The organism is Knoellia sp. LjRoot47, from assembly GCF_964253435.1.
Lineage (GTDB): Bacteria > Actinomycetota > Actinomycetes > Actinomycetales > Dermatophilaceae > Knoellia.
In genome coordinates this window covers 1411868-1426991 of sequence record NZ_CAXUQS020000001.1, presented here as the reverse complement: position 1 = coordinate 1426991, position 15124 = coordinate 1411868, and the positions used below count along the sequence as shown (strand labels likewise).

The 15124-nt window shown below is 71.4% G+C and carries 16 protein-coding genes; 6 read left to right on the top strand and 10 right to left on the bottom strand.

All coding sequences use genetic code 11. The features are described from left to right. Positions 1 to 50: 50 nt before the first annotated feature. On the bottom strand, positions 51 to 1283 hold the full coding sequence (locus ACSQ11_RS06975) for a glucose-1-phosphate adenylyltransferase family protein (protein ID WP_436004343.1): 1233 nt from the start codon (positions 1281 to 1283) through the stop codon (positions 51 to 53). A 70-nt stretch (positions 1284 to 1353) separates the two neighbouring features. Here ACSQ11_RS06975 and ACSQ11_RS06970 point away from each other — a divergent pair, with 70 nt between their 5' ends. The 5 genes from ACSQ11_RS06970 to ACSQ11_RS06950 all read left to right on the top strand — a co-directional run bounded on the left by ACSQ11_RS06970 (position 1354) and on the right by ACSQ11_RS06950 (position 4920). Then, positions 1354 to 2616, top strand: coding sequence for a saccharopine dehydrogenase family protein (locus ACSQ11_RS06970; RefSeq protein ID WP_436004341.1), 1263 nt, complete (start codon positions 1354 to 1356; stop codon positions 2614 to 2616). Next, positions 2613 to 3320: a lysoplasmalogenase family protein gene (locus ACSQ11_RS06965; RefSeq protein ID WP_436004340.1), complete on the top strand. Its 708-nt coding sequence runs from the start codon at positions 2613 to 2615 to the stop codon at positions 3318 to 3320. The genes ACSQ11_RS06970 and ACSQ11_RS06965 overlap by 4 nt, the downstream gene beginning before the upstream one ends. Next, on the top strand, positions 3317 to 3805 hold the full coding sequence (locus ACSQ11_RS06960; protein WP_436004338.1) for an N-acetyltransferase family protein: 489 nt from the start codon (positions 3317 to 3319) through the stop codon (positions 3803 to 3805). Before ACSQ11_RS06965 ends, ACSQ11_RS06960 begins: the two co-directional genes overlap by 4 nt. A gap of 230 nt (positions 3806 to 4035) precedes the next feature. After that, positions 4036 to 4407: a hypothetical protein gene (locus tag ACSQ11_RS06955; protein ID WP_436004336.1), complete on the top strand. Its 372-nt coding sequence runs from the start codon at positions 4036 to 4038 to the stop codon at positions 4405 to 4407. Positions 4408 to 4434: 27 nt separating this feature from the next. Continuing rightward, positions 4435 to 4920, top strand: coding sequence for a hypothetical protein (locus ACSQ11_RS06950; RefSeq protein ID WP_436004335.1), 486 nt, complete (start codon positions 4435 to 4437; stop codon positions 4918 to 4920). 9 nt (positions 4921 to 4929) lie between these two features. Here ACSQ11_RS06950 and ACSQ11_RS06945 read toward each other — a convergent pair whose 3' ends face one another. Next, entirely contained in the window at positions 4930 to 5232 is a 303-nt protein-coding gene (locus tag ACSQ11_RS06945; protein WP_436004333.1) for an MmcQ/YjbR family DNA-binding protein, read from the bottom strand. A gap of 62 nt (positions 5233 to 5294) precedes the next feature. Between ACSQ11_RS06945 and ACSQ11_RS06940 the strand changes: the two genes are divergently transcribed. Beyond that, the gene (locus ACSQ11_RS06940) at positions 5295 to 5939 is read left to right on the top strand and encodes a class I SAM-dependent DNA methyltransferase (RefSeq protein WP_436004332.1); all 645 of its coding nucleotides are present in this window, start codon (positions 5295 to 5297) and stop codon (positions 5937 to 5939) included. Here the strand turns inward: ACSQ11_RS06940 and ACSQ11_RS06935 are convergent. From ACSQ11_RS06935 to ACSQ11_RS06900, 8 genes are all read right to left on the bottom strand, one after another. After that, positions 5932 to 6687, bottom strand: coding sequence for an SDR family oxidoreductase (locus ACSQ11_RS06935; protein ID WP_436004330.1), 756 nt, complete (start codon positions 6685 to 6687; stop codon positions 5932 to 5934). The two genes, ACSQ11_RS06940 and ACSQ11_RS06935, sit on opposite strands and share 8 nt — an antisense overlap. Positions 6688 to 6701: 14 nt before the next feature. After that, positions 6702 to 7391, bottom strand: coding sequence for a histidine phosphatase family protein (locus ACSQ11_RS06930; RefSeq protein WP_436004328.1), 690 nt, complete (start codon positions 7389 to 7391; stop codon positions 6702 to 6704). Then, positions 7388 to 8491: a phosphotransferase family protein gene (locus ACSQ11_RS06925; protein ID WP_436004326.1), complete on the bottom strand. Its 1104-nt coding sequence runs from the start codon at positions 8489 to 8491 to the stop codon at positions 7388 to 7390. Before ACSQ11_RS06925 ends, ACSQ11_RS06930 begins: the two co-directional genes overlap by 4 nt. Next, a complete protein-coding gene (locus ACSQ11_RS06920) occupies positions 8484 to 9275 on the bottom strand; it encodes an SDR family NAD(P)-dependent oxidoreductase (RefSeq protein WP_436004324.1) in 792 nt (263 codons plus the stop codon). Before ACSQ11_RS06920 ends, ACSQ11_RS06925 begins: the two co-directional genes overlap by 8 nt. Then, on the bottom strand, positions 9272 to 10540 hold the full coding sequence (locus ACSQ11_RS06915; protein ID WP_436004322.1) for an acyl-CoA dehydrogenase family protein: 1269 nt from the start codon (positions 10538 to 10540) through the stop codon (positions 9272 to 9274). Before ACSQ11_RS06915 ends, ACSQ11_RS06920 begins: the two co-directional genes overlap by 4 nt. 66 nt (positions 10541 to 10606) lie before the next feature. Further along, positions 10607 to 12043, bottom strand: coding sequence for a DUF222 domain-containing protein (locus tag ACSQ11_RS06910; RefSeq protein ID WP_436004320.1), 1437 nt, complete (start codon positions 12041 to 12043; stop codon positions 10607 to 10609). Positions 12044 to 12147: 104 nt separating this feature from the next. Then, positions 12148 to 14283: a molybdopterin-dependent oxidoreductase gene (locus ACSQ11_RS06905; RefSeq protein ID WP_436004319.1), complete on the bottom strand. Its 2136-nt coding sequence runs from the start codon at positions 14281 to 14283 to the stop codon at positions 12148 to 12150. A 5-nt stretch (positions 14284 to 14288) separates the two neighbouring features. Continuing rightward, positions 14289 to 15101, bottom strand: coding sequence for a crotonase/enoyl-CoA hydratase family protein (locus tag ACSQ11_RS06900; RefSeq protein WP_436004317.1), 813 nt, complete (start codon positions 15099 to 15101; stop codon positions 14289 to 14291). Between the last annotated feature and the right edge of the window lie 23 nt (positions 15102 to 15124).

The following is a 15124-nucleotide window of genomic DNA, read 5'->3' as shown; positions in this document are numbered from 1 at the left end:
CCCCCTGAGGAGCGGGGCGACACCGGGGAGCCGCAGGGCAAATTCGCAGGTCAGGCGGTCGAACCGGGCTCGAGCCGCGCGCCGGGTGGCACGACGACATTCCGACCGACCCGGCTCTCGTGGCCGACGAGGACGATCCGGTCGTCACCGACCCGGGTGCCGGGAGGCGTCTCACCGACCCAGGCGCCGCGGGCGATCGTGCACTCCGAGTCGACGACGGCGCCGCGGACCTCGGCGCCCGCCTCGATGGTCGTCTGGGCGAAGACCACGGAGTCCTCGACGAGGGCACCCCTGCCCACGCGGACACCCGGTCCGAGGACGCTGCGGAGGACGGTGCCGGCGACGTCGGCGCCCGCGCTGACGACCGACGCCTCGACGACGGCGCCCTTGCGGATCCGTGCCGGCGGGAGCTCGGGCCACCGGGTGAGGATCGGCCACTCCGGGTCGTCGATGACGTCGACCCGGCCGGCGAGGAGGTCGCGGTGGGAGGCGACGTACTCGCTCGGGGTGCCGACGTCGCGCCAGTAGCCGGGCAGCGCGAAGGCGTGCACGTCACCGTCGGCGACGAGCCGCGGGACGAGGTGCTCGCCGAAGTCACCGAGGCCGGAGTCCTCGCCGTCGGCGGCGTCCACCCGCTCGGCCCGCAAGTCCTCGAGCGCCCGAGCGAGGCGGGCCGGGTCGTAGGCGAAGATCTCGGCGGCGACGGTGGTGCCCGCCGGATCCTCGGGCTTGTAGTCGAAACCCGTGACCCGCCCGCCCCGGCCGACCCGGACGACACCCTTCGCGCTCGCCTGCGACCGGGTCACCTCGGTCGTGACGATGGTGCAGGACGAGCCCCGGTCGAGGTGCTGGTCGACGACGTCGCGCAGGTCGATCGAACAGACCGAGTCGGCGCTGAGCACGAGGACGACGTCGGCGCCGAAGTCGGTGATGCTCTTGAGGTTGCGATAGAGGTCGTCGGCGTTGCCCTCGCTGAACCCGTCCTGCGAGGCGGCGCCGCTGCCCTCCTCGGGAGGCAGCCACTGCAGCCCGCCGCGCGTGCGGTCGAGGTCCCACGGCCGCCCGTTGGCGACGTGCTTGTGCAGGCTCGTCGCGAGGTACTGCACCGACAGCCAGACGTCGCTGATCCCGCTGTGCGCCAAGGACGACAGGGCGAAGTCCACGAGCTGGTACTGGCCGGCATACGGGAGTGCGGGCTTGGCCCGCTCACGGGTGAGGACGTCCATGCGGGAGCCCTTGCCACCCGCCTGGACGATGGCCAGCACCCGGGGTCGTCGCGACATGCGTCTCACTCTGCCCCACCGGATCGTTCGACCGTGGTCTGGCCCAAGGGCATCGCCTAGATTCGGGGACATGAGCACTGATCGGGAGTTCGACCTCGTCCTCGTGGGCGCCACCGGGTTCGTCGGGCGGCTCACCGCCGCCCACCTCGCCGAGCACGCGCCGTCGTCCGTGCGGATCGCGCTCGCCGGGCGCTCGCTCGACCGGCTCACCGAGGTGCGCGCGTCCCTGCTGCCCCACCGCGTGGAGGACTGGCCGCTGCTCGTCGTCGACACGACGGACGAGGCCGCGGTCGCCGACCTCGCAGCCCGCACCCGTGTCGTGGTCACCACCGTGGGTCCGTACGCCAGGCTCGGTATGCCGCTCGCGTCCGCGTGTGCCGCCGCGGGCACCCACTACGCGGACCTCACGGGCGAGGTGCTCTTCGTGCGCGACAGCATCGACGCCAACCACGAGGAGGCGGAGCGGACCGGAGCCCGGATCGTGCACTCGTGCGGCTTCGACTCGATCCCCTCGGACCTCGGGGTGTGGAGGCTCGCGCAGCGTGTCGCGGCCGACGGTGAGGGCACGCTCGGCGAGACCGTGCTCCACGTGCGCACCCTGCGAGGTGGCGTCAGCGGCGGCACCATCGACTCGATGCGGCAGCAGGCCATCGAGGTCTCGGACCCGGCGCGGCGCAAGGCCGTCACGGACCCGCACGGGCTGTCGCCGGACCGGTCGGCCGAGCCGCCGTCGCGCAACCGCCCGAACCCCGACGAGTTCGGCCTGCTCGACAAGGTGCAGGCCGTGACGGGGACGCGCTACGACTCCGTGACGAAGCGCTGGGTCGCGCCGTTCTTCATGGCGTCGTTCAACACGCGCATCGTCCGCCGCAGCAACGCCCTGACGAACTGGTCCTACGGACGGGAGTTCCGATACGACGAGGTCATGGACACCGGCAGCGGGCCGATGGGTGCGGTGAAGGCCGGCCTCACGACCGCCGTCCTGGGCGGGCTGTTCGCGGGGATGTCGACCGCACCGACGCGCCGGCTGCTCGACGTCGTCCTGCCCAAGCCCGGCGAGGGCCCGTCCGAGGAGACGATGGAGCGCGGCCGGTTCGTCATGGACGTCGAGACGACGACGACCACGCGGGCGCGCTACCGATCCCGCGTCGCCGCGCCCTACGACCCCGGCTACTCCGGCACGGCAGTGATGCTCGGGCAGGCCGGGCTGTCGCTGGTGCTCGACCACCTCGACTCCGGTGGCGGGGTGCTCACGCCGTCGGTGGCGTTCGGGGACGCACTCGTGTCGCGACTGGAGGGGAACGACTTCGAGTTCACGACGACACGTCGATGAGGGCTCGGGGCCTGCTCGCCTTCGTGCCGGCGGCGGTCGTGACGACGGCTGCCGCCGTGGCCGGTCGTGAGCGGACGCACCTGGCGAGCAAGCTGCTGCTGGCGCCGAGCCTCGCCGCGGGTGTGGTCGCGACGCGGGGAGCGAGGTCGACGTCGCGCACCGCGACGCTCGTGGCCGCCCTCGTCGGCTCGACGGTCGGCGACTGGTTCATGAACGCGTCGAGTCGGGCGGGCGATGCCCACCGTCAGCGGGCGCTCCTGCAGCGTGGGGCCGCCGGGTTCGCGGTGCAACAGGCCGGGCTCGTCCGGCTGCTCCTCGCCGATGGGGCGCGACCTCGTGCGCTGCCGACCGCCGTCGTCGGCAGCACGCTGGTGGGGCTGGCGGTGGTCGACACGGAAGGTGGGGCGCGACCGGATCTGGTGCTCACGGCATACGGGATGCTTCTCGGTTCGATGGCGGCGCTCGCGACGAGCTCGGGCCGACGGTCGGTCGGGTGGGGAGGAGCGCTGTTCCTGCTGTCCGACGCGACGATCATCGTCGGCGAGCACGTGGCGAAAACCCCGCGACAACGGGCCGTCGTCTCCGGCACCATCATGGCGACGTATGCCGCGGCCCTGGCCCTTCTCGTCCACGGGCTGCGCGACGAGCCCGCGCCCCTCGACCCCGTGCAGCCCGACCCCGTCCCGGAGGACCCCACCGCATGATCATTCGCGAGATCACCGAGGACGACTGGGTCGCGTTCTTCCCGACGTTCACCGAGGTCGTCGAGGCCGGCGAGACTTACGCGTTCCCGGTCGGGCTCTCGCTCGACGAGGCGCGCGGTTGGTGGGTGGAGCAGCCGCCGGGAATCACCGTCGTCGCGGTGTCGGACGAGGGTGAGCTGCTGGGGTCGGCCAAGACCGGGCCGAACCGGCCGGGTCGCGGGTCGCACGTCGCCACGGCGTCGTTCATGGTGACGTCGGCCGCTCGTGGTCGGGGTGTCGGTCGAGCCTTGGGCGAGTGGGTGCTGGGCTGGGCGCGCGAGCAGGGTTATGCCGCAATGCAGTTCAACGCCGTTGTCGAGACCAACACCGTTGCGGTGGAGCTGTGGAAGTCGCTCGGCTTCACCGTCATCGGGACGGTTCCTGAGGCGTTCGACAGTGCGTCGCACGGCCGGGTCGGCCTGCACGTCATGCACCAGTACCTCTGACGTTCGCCGTGGCGCCCGGCGCGCCCCTCCACGCGCCGGGTGCTGACAACTCGGGACAGCGCAGGCGCTGCCGTCACCGAGCCTGCCAGCGGTTCGCCGCAGGCGCAGCATCGAGAGCCGAAGTCCGCGCTTTCGTTGGGTTCGCCGGGTGGCTGAGGGTCCCTAGCGTGCCGAGTGCGGCCACGAGCCCGTGGCCGCACTCGCACGCACCTCGTCGACAAGGACTCACCATGCGACTTCTCTCCGGCCGGCGCACCATCGCCGCTCTCGGCGCCACGAGCGCCGCCGCGCTCCTGCTGTCGGCCAACGCCTCGGCCGACCTGGGTGTCGCGACCTACGGGTCGAGCGTCTACTGGAACGCTGCGCAGAACAGCCTGCTCATCACCGACACCGTGCGCGACGGCTACTCCGCCGTCGCGAGGATCAGCTACGGTGGGACCGTTCTCATCTTCCGCAACGCCAACGGCTACGGCACCGTCAAGGTCTCGAACATCTCGCTTCCTCGTGGGACGACCCGTGTGGCGATATCCGCCTGCCGCAAGGACTACTCCGCGAACGGCCCCATGACCGGCTGCACCGCCTGGACTTGGACCAACGCCTGACGAGCGTGCCGATGCGAGGATCACGGCATGCGACTGCCCCGACACCTGGCGGAACAGCTGAGCCGTGTGCCCAAGTCCTCGGACGGGCACTGCGAGTACGCACCGTGCCGGGTGACGCTCGGGTCCGGCGACGTGATCGACCGCGTCTATCTCGTCGAGGCCGTCAGCTTCGAACGGGTGTGGGGATCGAGCCGGACCACTCTGGACCTGAGCGACATCGAGCGCATCGAGGACAGCCCGCTGCGCCTCCCGGTCCACTGGGCCAACACCCTGTACCAAGCCGGAGAGTCCGGCATGGGCCACACGGTCTTCACTGCTCGGCTGCGTGACGGGTCGACCCTGCCGTTCGTCGTCGGCAATGCGGTCGACTTCCCGAACTGGCCACCGGGAGTCGACCCCGCCGATGTCGTCGAGGTGCTTCCCCATGCTGGCCGGGAGGCCTTCCGGCACCGGGCTCCCACGGCATACGAGAGCGGAGCCCCCTACGACTGGTGCGTCTACGAGGCCGAGTGACCGGCTCCTTCAGCGCTTCCTCTGGGAGGTCCAGGCGAGGCGGATGGATTCCTTGATGCCGTCGGGGTCTCCGTCGAGGTCGGCTTGGACCTCCATGTGCGCCTTGAACCTCGGTGGCACCCCGAACGTCTCGGGGTGAGCCTCGAGCAGCCGCTCGCGGTCCTCGAAGGTCACGCGGACGAGGACCGTCCCCGGCTCGTCCTGCCGGACCACGAGCCGGTCGTCGACGTACCACGCAACCCGCCCAGGATGTCCCTTGCGCTTGCAGCCAGGCAGCGAGGTCGCGAACTCGTCGATCTCGTCCAGCGTCACCGATCCAACGTAGCGGCGGGAAGGCATACGAGCTCGCCACAAGGCAGTGGGAGCATGACCGCATGGCGACCCCGGACTCCGTGCGACGTGCGTATGACGAGGTCGCAACGACGTATGCCGCCCACTTCCCCAGCACCGAACCCGAGGCACCGCTCGACCTCGCGATGGTCGACGCCTTCACCGCCGCCGTGACCGAGAGCACCGCCAGCCCGAGGGTCCTCGACGCAGGCTGTGGCACCGGCCGGATGAGCCGCTACCTTGCCGACCGCGGTTGCCGGGTCGAGGGCGTCGACCTCTCCCCGGGCATGGTCGAGCAGGCTCGCCGCGCCCACCCGGACCTCGAGTTCGACGTCGCGCGCCTCACCGAGCTCCCCCACCCGGAGAGCACCTTCGACGGGGTGGTGCTCTGGTACTCGACGATCCACACCGCACCTGAGGACCAGCCCGAGATCTGGGCCGAGACCACCCGGGTCCTGCGGCCCGGCGGACACCTGCTCGTCGCCTTCCAGGCGGGCGAGGGCACGCGCAACGTCTCGTCGGCCTACGCGAGGTTCGGACACGACGTCGAGCTGGTGCGACACCTCTTCACCGCAGACCAAGCCGCCGCGTGGGCGAGCGACGCCGGCCTCACCGAGTCCGCTCGTCTGGTCCGCCGCGCCATGCGTACAGAGCGCGACGACCAGGCAGCACTCCTCTTCGTCAGGTGAGCTTGCGGACGACCCCGAGCGGCAGGTGACGCATCGCTGTCCCCAAGGGCTTCCACGGCCACGCCGGAACGCGCGCCGACTCGACGCCCTTCTCGATCGCCTCGACGATGCCGCGCACACCGGTCTCGGTGTCGACCATGAACTTCGTGCGCTGCTCGACCTTCTCGTTCATCTCCGAGCGGATGTAGCCCGGGTAGATCGTCGACACCGTGATGTCGAGGTCGGGCTTGCCGCGCATCTCGACCCGGATCCCCTCGGCGAGGTGGGCGATCCCCGCCTTGGTCGCGGCATACGTCGTCACCGTCTTGGGCATTCCGCGCATCGCCGACATCGACGAGATGACGACGAGGTGGCCGCGCTTGCGCAGGCGGAAGATCTCCATCGCCGCCTCGCACTGCGCGAGCGCGCCGATGAAGTTCGTCATCGCCGTCGCCCTGTTGGCGGCGTAGCCACCGACGCCGATCGGCGCACCCTTGCCGAGCCCGGCGTTGACGACGACCCGGTCGATGCCACCGAGCTCCTCGTCGAACTCGTGGAAGACCCGGAACACTGCCTCGTCGTCGGTGACGTCGAGGGCCTTGAGCGCCACGGTCCGATCCGGGTGTGCCGCAACGATCTCGGCGCGCAGCTCGTCGAGCCGTTCGGTGCGGCGGGCGCAGAGCGCGAGGTCGTGACCGCGGGCGGCGAGCTGTCGGGCGAGCTCGGCGCCGATGCCCGAGCTGGCGCCGGTGATGAGGGTCGTCGTCATGAGCGTGGTTCTCCTCAGCGGGTGGTGAGCAGGTCCGGCACCCGCTCGAGGTGGGACGTGTCGTTGAAGGTGCGGAGCACGGGTTCGGTCGCGCCGACGGAGAGCGTGGTGAGCGACGCGTTCGCGATGACACGCTGCAACGACGTCCACACCGCCGAGCCACCGCCCAGCAATGCGGCGGCCACCCAGGAGATCGCACCCGCAGAGCTGACGACGACCGCCGTCTCACCGCGACCGACGTTCTCCGCCAACGACTTCAGCCCGGCGAGCACGCGCTCACCGAACGCCGAGAACGGCTCGTCGTAGTCCGCCTCGTGGGCGCCGGCGACCCAGCGTTCGGTCGCCACGGCATACATCTCGTCGAAGGCGCGGTGCGGGCGCAGGGTGCGCGCGAGATCGGCCTTCATGAGCGCCATCGAGCGGTAGGCGGGCTTGTATGCCGTGAGGATCGCCGAGTGGGCGTACTCGTCCCACGCGGCGTCGGTCTCGGTCTCCATCGACCAGCCGGCGCCGGCGACCAGCCCGGCCCCGGTGTCGATCTGGCGGCGCATCGAGCCGGTGACGACCCTCGACGCCTCGACGCCGCGGGCGGCGAGCTCCTCCCCGACCGTCCGAGCCTGCTCGTGCCCGAGGTCGGACAGCTTGTCGTAGTCCTTCTTTCCCCACGACGCCTGGCCGTGGCGGACGAGGATGATCCGGCTCATCGGTGGGCCTCGCGGCGCGCCCGACGGACCAGTAGCCGGCACCGCAGGTCGAGGTAGAGGACGAACCAGCGCATTCGCTTGGCCTGCGGGTTGGTCGTCTCGCCGCGATAGGTCCGCAGGTAGATCTGCTGCGCGATGACGGCGAGGCGGAAGAGCCCGAAGACCTGGTAGAACCGCCACCGCTCGGCATCCATCGGGATGCCCATGCGGTCGCAGTAGTAGCGGACGGCCTCGACCCGCGACAGCATCCCGGGAGTGTGGGTCGGTTGGAGCCGCAGCGCCTTGGCCACCGGGTCGTCGGTGGCCTGCACCCAGTAGGCCATCGCGCCACCGAGGTCCATGAGCGGGTCCCCGACGGTCGCCATCTCCCAGTCGAGGACGCCGACGACGCGCGTGGGGTCGTCCTCGGCCAGGACGAGGTTGTCGAAGCGGAAGTCGTTGTGGATGAGGACCTGTCCGGCGTCGTCGGGCCGGTTGGCCTCGAGCCACTCCATGACGCCCTCGAACGAGCCGACGTTCGGGGTGCGGGCCTTGCGGTAGCGCGCCGACCAGCCGGTCACCTGCCGCTCGACGTAGCCGGGGCCCTTGCCCAGGTCGCCGAGCCCCGCGGCGTCGACATCGACCTGGTGCAGGTCGACGAGGGTGTCAAGAGCGTTGCGGCACAGCAAGTTCACGCCGTCACGCGAGAGGCCGAGCGATGCCGGGACGTCGCGACGCAGGATCGTCCCGACAAGGCGCTCCATGACGTAGAACTCGGAGCCGATGACCGACTCGTCACCGCACCACGCGACGATGCGCGGCACGCGGTCGAAGACGGTCCCGAGCGCGCGTTGGATGTCGCTCTCGCGCCGCATGTCGTGCGCACCCTTGGCCTTGGTCCCCCGCGGCGGCCGCCGCAGGATGAGGTCACGGGTCGGGTAGCGCAGCAGGTAGGTGAGGTTCGACGCCCCACCCTTGAACTGGCGCACCTCGGGGGTCGCCTCGAGCCCGGCCTCGCCCGGGGCGGCGTCGCGCAGCCACGTGGCCAACGACTCGACGTCGAAGGCGTCCTCGTCGCGCACGTTGACGGCGTTGCTCGGGACAGAGGGGACGTCAGGCATCGCGGGACTTCCGCGCGAGCTTCGCTCCCGCCCGGGTCGCGACACGGTCGTATGCCGGCCGCACCAGTCGCTTGGTCCAGTAGGCCTGGCGGCCGAGCCGGTCCGTGAGGATGACCTTCTTGTGCCGGTCGATGCCCTTGAGCACCGTCTCCGCGACCTCGTCGGCGCTCATCGTCGCCTTGGTGATGAGCTTGAGCGCGGTCTCCTCCATGGCGGTGTCCTTGCCCTGGAGCGACTGGTGCAGGTTGGTCCGGAAGAACGCCGGGCACACCGCAGACACGTGGATCCCCCACGGCGCCAGCTCGAACCCGAGGGTCTCGGACAGGGCCACGACACCGGCCTTCGCGGCGTTGTAGGACGACATCCCCGGTCCGTGCACGAGCCCGGCGAGCGACGCGGTGTTGACGATGTGGCCGGAGCGCTGCTCCTTGAACATCGGGGTGAACGTCTGGCAGCCCCGCACGACACCGAGCAGGTTGATGTCGAGGACGCGCTCCCAGTCCGAGATGGACTCGACGTCGATGCGGCCACCGGTCGCGACACCGGCGTTGTTGACGAGCACGTCGAGCCCACCCCACGTCTCGCGCACGTGGGCGAGGGCGCCGTCCCAGTCCTGCTGGCTCCGGACGTCGAGACGCAGGTATGCCGTCCCGTCCGGGACGCTGTCCGGACGGCTCTCGGCGAGGTCACCCACGAGGACCTGGTCGCCGCGTGAGGCGAACGCCTTGGCGAGCGCGAGGCCCAGACCCGAGGCGCCGCCGGTGATGAGGACCCGGCGGCTCATGCGCGGCCCGCCTTCTCTGCGTAGGGGTGGAGGAGGAGCTTGGCGATGACGCCGAGGTGGACCTCGTCCGGTCCGTCGGCCAGGCGCAGTGAACGCGCGTTGGCGTAGGCCGCCGACAGCGGGAAGTCCTCGGACATGCCGGCTCCGCCGTGGAGCTGGATCGCCATGTCGATGACGTCGCACGCCATCTGCGGCACGGCGACCTTGATCTCGCTGACCTCGCTCATGGCGCCGAGCGCTCCGACGGTGTCGAGCTTCCACGCCGCGTGGTGGACGAGCAGTCGGGCCTGGTTGATGGCGATGCGCGCGTGGGCGAGGCGCTCACGGTTGCCTCCGAGGTTGGCGATGGGCTTGCCGAAGGCGGTCCGGGTCGTGGCCCGCTCACAGGCCAGCTCGAGCGCGCGCTCGGCGAGGCCGACGAGGCGCATGCAGTGGTGGACGCGGCCGGGACCGAGGCGGCCCTGGGCGATCTCGAACGCCCGGCCGGGTCCGGCGATGATGTTGGTGACGGGTAGCCGCACGTCGGTGAGCGAGACCTCGCCGTGCCCGATCGGCTCGTCGTGCTGGCCGAAGGCGGACAGCATCCGCTCGACCTTGACGCCGGGGTGGTCGAACGGCACGAGCACCATCGAGTGCCGCGAGTGGCGCGACGCCTCGGGGTCGGTGACGCCCATGAAGATCGCGACCTTGCAGTCCGGGTTGCCGACACCGGTCGACCACCACTTGCGCCCGTTGAGGACGACCTCGTCGCCGTCGATGACGGCCGTCGCCTCCATGTTGGTGGCGTCCGAGGACGCGACCCCGGGCTCGGTCATGAGGAAGGCGCTGCGGATCCGCCCGTCGAGCAGCGGCTCGAGCCAGTCGGCCTTCTGCTCGTCGGTGCCGTACTTGAGCAGCACCTCCATGTTGCCGGTGTCGGGGGCGTTGCAGTTGAAGACCAGCGGCGCGGAGAAGGAGCGGCCCATCGCCTCGGCGATCGGGGCGTACTCCGCGTTCGACAGACCGGAGCCGCCGTCGGTGCCGAACTGCACGGCATACGGACCCTCGTGGCTGGCCGGGAGGAAGAGGTTCCACAGGCCCTGCTCGCGCGCCTTGCCCTGGAGCTCGGCGATGAGCGGGTGCGCGGGCCATGGGTCCTCACCGGCCGCGCGGCGGGCCGCGATGTCGGCGGCGATGACCCGCTCGGCCGGCTCGATCTCGGTGTCGACGAAGGCGCGGACACGCTGCGCGAGGTCGAGCGAACGCGCCGACGGTGAGAAGTCCATCCCCCGACCTTAGGTGAGCGCACGCTTAGGCGGACAGTGGGATGGCTCACTGGAGGTGCAGGGTCGTCAGGCGGCCCAGTAGTGGCCCTCGCGCGCGTGGTCGATCCAGTCACCGAAGCGCTCGCCGAGCTCGTCCGCGTCGTCCGGCGGGTGCGCATCGACGGGCTGCGACTCCCAGCCCTCCCCCAGGATCGGCGGGGCGGTCGAGTCGTGCGTGCGACCTGTCGGTGTCTGGATCCGTATGCCGTGTGCTCCCGTGCCGTCGAGGCCGGTGGACTCCACCCGGACGTGCCAGCCGTCGAGCTCCTTGACGAGGTTGTGACGCTGGCACAGGCCCTCGCCGTTGCCGCCGGAGGTAGCACCACCCGCATGGACGGCTGCCGCGTGGTCGACCTCGACGGCCGGGGCGTCGCACCACGGGATACGACAGGTGGGGTCGCGCAGCTCGAGGAACCGGCGCAGGCCGCCGTGGAAGCGTCGCCGGGTCGAGTCCATGGCGACGAGATCACGACCGGTCGGGTCGGTGAAGAGCCGACGCAGCCAGACCGTGACGCCCGACTCGACGAGGGCAGCGACCCGGTCCCGCGCCTCGCAGCCCGGGAGCGGACCCCAGCCGGGGACCACGGCGACGTCGTCGTCGGGTCGGCCACCCCCGAAGGCAGCCGGAAGCAGCGTGCGGTCGGTCATGACGAGGTCGACCTCGACCGCCTGCGGCTGCCCCTTCGCGCGTCCGGACAGGAGCTCGAGGGCCCGGTCCGCGAGCCAGGCACCCTTGCCGCGCGTGTCGTCACGAGCTGCGGCGGCTGCCGCCTCCCACTCGGCGGGTGGCAGATCGGCGTCGATGACGTGGCGCTGTCCCTCGGCGCGGACCAGGGCGACGTGGGCACCGATGACCTCGGCCATGGGGCCGAGGACCGACAACCACGCCATGCCGTCGGCCGCAGGTCGCACGGACACTCGTCGACCCGCGACGGCCCGCCGGTTGCGCTCGGCGAGCGACTCCGAGTCGAGCGCCGCCGCCGCCCGGCGTGCGGCCGCGGCCAGCGCCTTGTCACTCAGCGTGCCGATCGTCGGGGCGAGGCGCCGGTCGACCTCGGCGCGGTGCTCCCTGCTCAGGCAGGCGGTCTCGCGGACGACGATCGTGGCGCGACGCTCGCTGATCTCGCCGCGCTCAAGAGCGCCCATCGTCGAGGGCATCTCCTCGACGAGTGCGCGGGCCACGCCGACGTGCTGGTCAGCCAGCGTCGGCGAGCACCGTCGTGCCAGGGCGAGGTCGGCGCGCACGCTCCGGGAGTCCTCACCGAGCTGCTCGCGGTCCACCACGGCGGCAGCGGTCAACCGTGCCTGCGCAGCCGCGGTCGCACCCTTGAGCGACTCCAGCGCGGCCACCGCCTCGACCCGCTCGGCCTCGGTGAGCCCCTCGGCGGCGAAGTCGGCCAACGCGGACAGGACGGAGCGGATCTGGACCACTGGTCCGTCGCTCGACTCTCTCCCCGTCCCCATGCACCAATAGTACACCTGTTCGATGACATCGAGTGGAGTTGTCCACAGCCAATTCGGTTGTGGCACAGCCCAAACGGACCAGAACGACTCCCTCGACTCGAGGGTCAGACAGCCACCGCAGGTGTGACAACGACGGGCACGCCGTTGAGCACCGCGTTGCCCGACACGCCCTCGACCCGGGCCGGGTCGGTGAGGTCGTTCATCGTCACCCCCGGCACCTCGACGGCCCGGCTCAGCCGGACCCCGGGACGCCGGTGGCCGTAGCCGTGGGGCAGCGACACCACGCCGGGCATGACCTCGTCGGTCGCGCGGACCTCGACCTGGAGCGAGGACACCTCGGAGGTCACGGTGACGACCGAACCGTCGACGATCCCGCGTGACGCCAGGTCGTCGGGGTGCATGAGCAGCTGGTGGCGCGGCCTCCCCCTCGTGAGCCGTTCGGTGTTGTGCATCCACGAGTTGTTGTCGCGCTGGTGCCGGCGGCCGATGAGGAGCAGGTCGTCGCTGTGCGCCGCGCGCCTCAGCGCGGGCAGTCGCGAGCGCAGCGCCGACAGCCCGTCCGTCACGACCGCAGGCGCGAGGACGACCGTGCGCTCCGGCGTCCGCAGCCGCTCCGGCAGCCTGGGCTCGAGCGCGCCGAGGTCGACCCCGCCCGGAGTTCGCTCCAGCCGCCGGACCGACAGCCCGCGACGGCTCGACCGCAGCAGCACGTCGATGGTGAGACGCGGGGAGGCGCGCAGCCGCACCAGCTGCTTGAGCGGCATCCGCCGACCACCGAGGCGCCCCAGCGCGAGCACCACATCGCGCGCGATCTCCCACTCGTGCCGCTGGTCCTCCCCCCGCTCGAACAGCGCCGGTGACCACCGGGCCGTGTTGCGCACCGCGAGCGTGTGGAAGATCAGGTCGTAGTGGTCGCGCTCGAGCGGGCCCGTCGGCGGCAGGATGACCTGCGCGTGCCTTGTCGTCTCGTTGACGTAGGGGTCGATCGCGACGACGGCCTCGAGCTCGGCCATCCGCTCCGACAGCCGACCTCCCGCCGGGGTCGAGGACACCGGGTTGCCCCCGATCGTGATGAGCCCGCGGATGGCCTGCCGCGGCCCCTCCATCTCTTCGGCCATGACCGAGACAGGCAGCTCGCCACCGAACTCCGGCAGCCCACGCACCGCCGAGTGCGTCCGGCCCCGATGGCCGCGCCCCACCAACCCTCGCCCGACGATGTCGATCGCCGGGGTCGTGAACATGGTGCCGCCGGGCTGGTCGAGGTTGCCGGTGATCGCCATGAGGCACTGGATCGCCCACTGGCACAGCACGCCGAACTCCTGAGTCGACACCCCCATCCGCCCGTGCACCGCCGCCGAACCCGCGGCGACATCGCGTGCCAGAGCCCGGATCACCTCTGCCGCAACGCCGCTCACCGACTCCGCGAGCTCGGGCGTGAAGTCCGCGACCGCCACCCGCAGCTCGTCGATCCCGGTGACGTACGCCGCCGGCCGCGCCAGCCCCTCCGCGAGGACGACGTTGACGAGCGCCAGCAGCACCGTCGCGTCGGTGCCCGGACGCACGAAATGATGAGAGTCGGCGACCGCCGCCGTCTCGGTGCGGCGCGGGTCGAGGACGACGAGCCGCCCACCGCGAGAACGCAGCTCGCGCAGGCGGCCCGGGAAGTCGGGCACCGTCCACAGCGAGCCGTTCGACGCCATCGGGTTCGTCCCGACGAGCACGAGCAGCCGCGTCCGGTCGATGTCCGGCACCGGGAGGAGGAACTGGTGGCCGTACATCGCCCACGCCACGACGTGGTGCGGCAGCTGGTCGACGCTCGTCGCGCTGAAGACGTGCCGGCTCCGCAGCGTGCGCGGGATCGCGGTGACGTGGGTCAGGGCGCCGACGCTGTGGACGTTGGGGTTGCCGAGATAGGTCGCGACCGCATCGCGCCCGTGCCTCTTCTGCACACCGTGGAGCAGGTCCGCGGCGAGCTCGATCGCCTCGTCCCACCCGATCTCGACGAACTCGTCGCCGACCCTCTTCACCGGCCGCCGCAGCCGGTCCGGGTCGGTGTGCAGGTCCTGGAGCGCCACGCCCTTGGGGCAGATGTGGCCCCGCGACAGCGGGTCCTCGGCGTGCCCCTTGATGCTCACGATCTCGTCGCCGCGCAGGGCGACCTGCAGACCGCAGGACGCCTCGCACAGCACGCAGGTGATGTGCCGTGTCGTCGTGGCCTCGCCACCCGCGCCGCTCGTCACCGAGGTCACCCGCGCGGGTCGATCCCGGCACGAGGCTTGTATGCCGGCCGCTCCCGTCGCGTGGCCGCGCGCCGCGCCTCGGCCGCGTTGGCTCCCATGAGCAGGCGCGCCTGCTCGAGCCGCTCCCACCGGAAGGTGCGACGGTCGCTCGCCGACCACGTCCGGTTGAAGAGGCGCTTGGCCGCCGCGACGGAGTCCGGGGAGCGCTCCGCGAGGGTCGACGCGAGAGCCAGCGCACCGGCATACGGGTCGAGGTTCGTCTCCGTCGCGAGGCCGACCCTGACCGCCTCGGTGCCCGACAGGGACTCGCCGGTCATCGTCAGGCGCTTCGCGACGTCCATGCCGACCTGCTGCGACAGCGCCTGGATGCCGGACATGTCGGGGATGATCCCCCACTTGGCCTCGAGCACGCTCCACGTCGCGTCGGGCGCGGTGATGCGGAAGTCCGCCGCGAGCGCGATCTGCAGGCCACCCCCGAGGCAGTGGCCGTGGACCGCAGCGATGACGGGGACGGGCAGCCGTCGCCACGCCCAGCACGCCTCCTGGAAGGTGTTGGTGCCGCGCCACGGGCGGGGCGCGAAGGCCGTAGCCACCCGCTTCGGGTCACGCAGCACGGTCGCGAAGTCGAGCCCGGCGCAGAACGCGTCACCCTCACCGGAGAGGACGACCGCCCGCAGCGTGCGGTCCGCGTGGAGCCGGCGCGCGGTCGACACGAGCTGCTCGAGGGTGTCGAGGGTGAGCGCGTTGAGCTTGTCGGGCCGGTTGAGTGCGACATGGGCGACGCCGTCCTCGGTGCGACAGGTGACGAGTTCGGTCATCCCCGCAGACTAGGCCCGGTCCG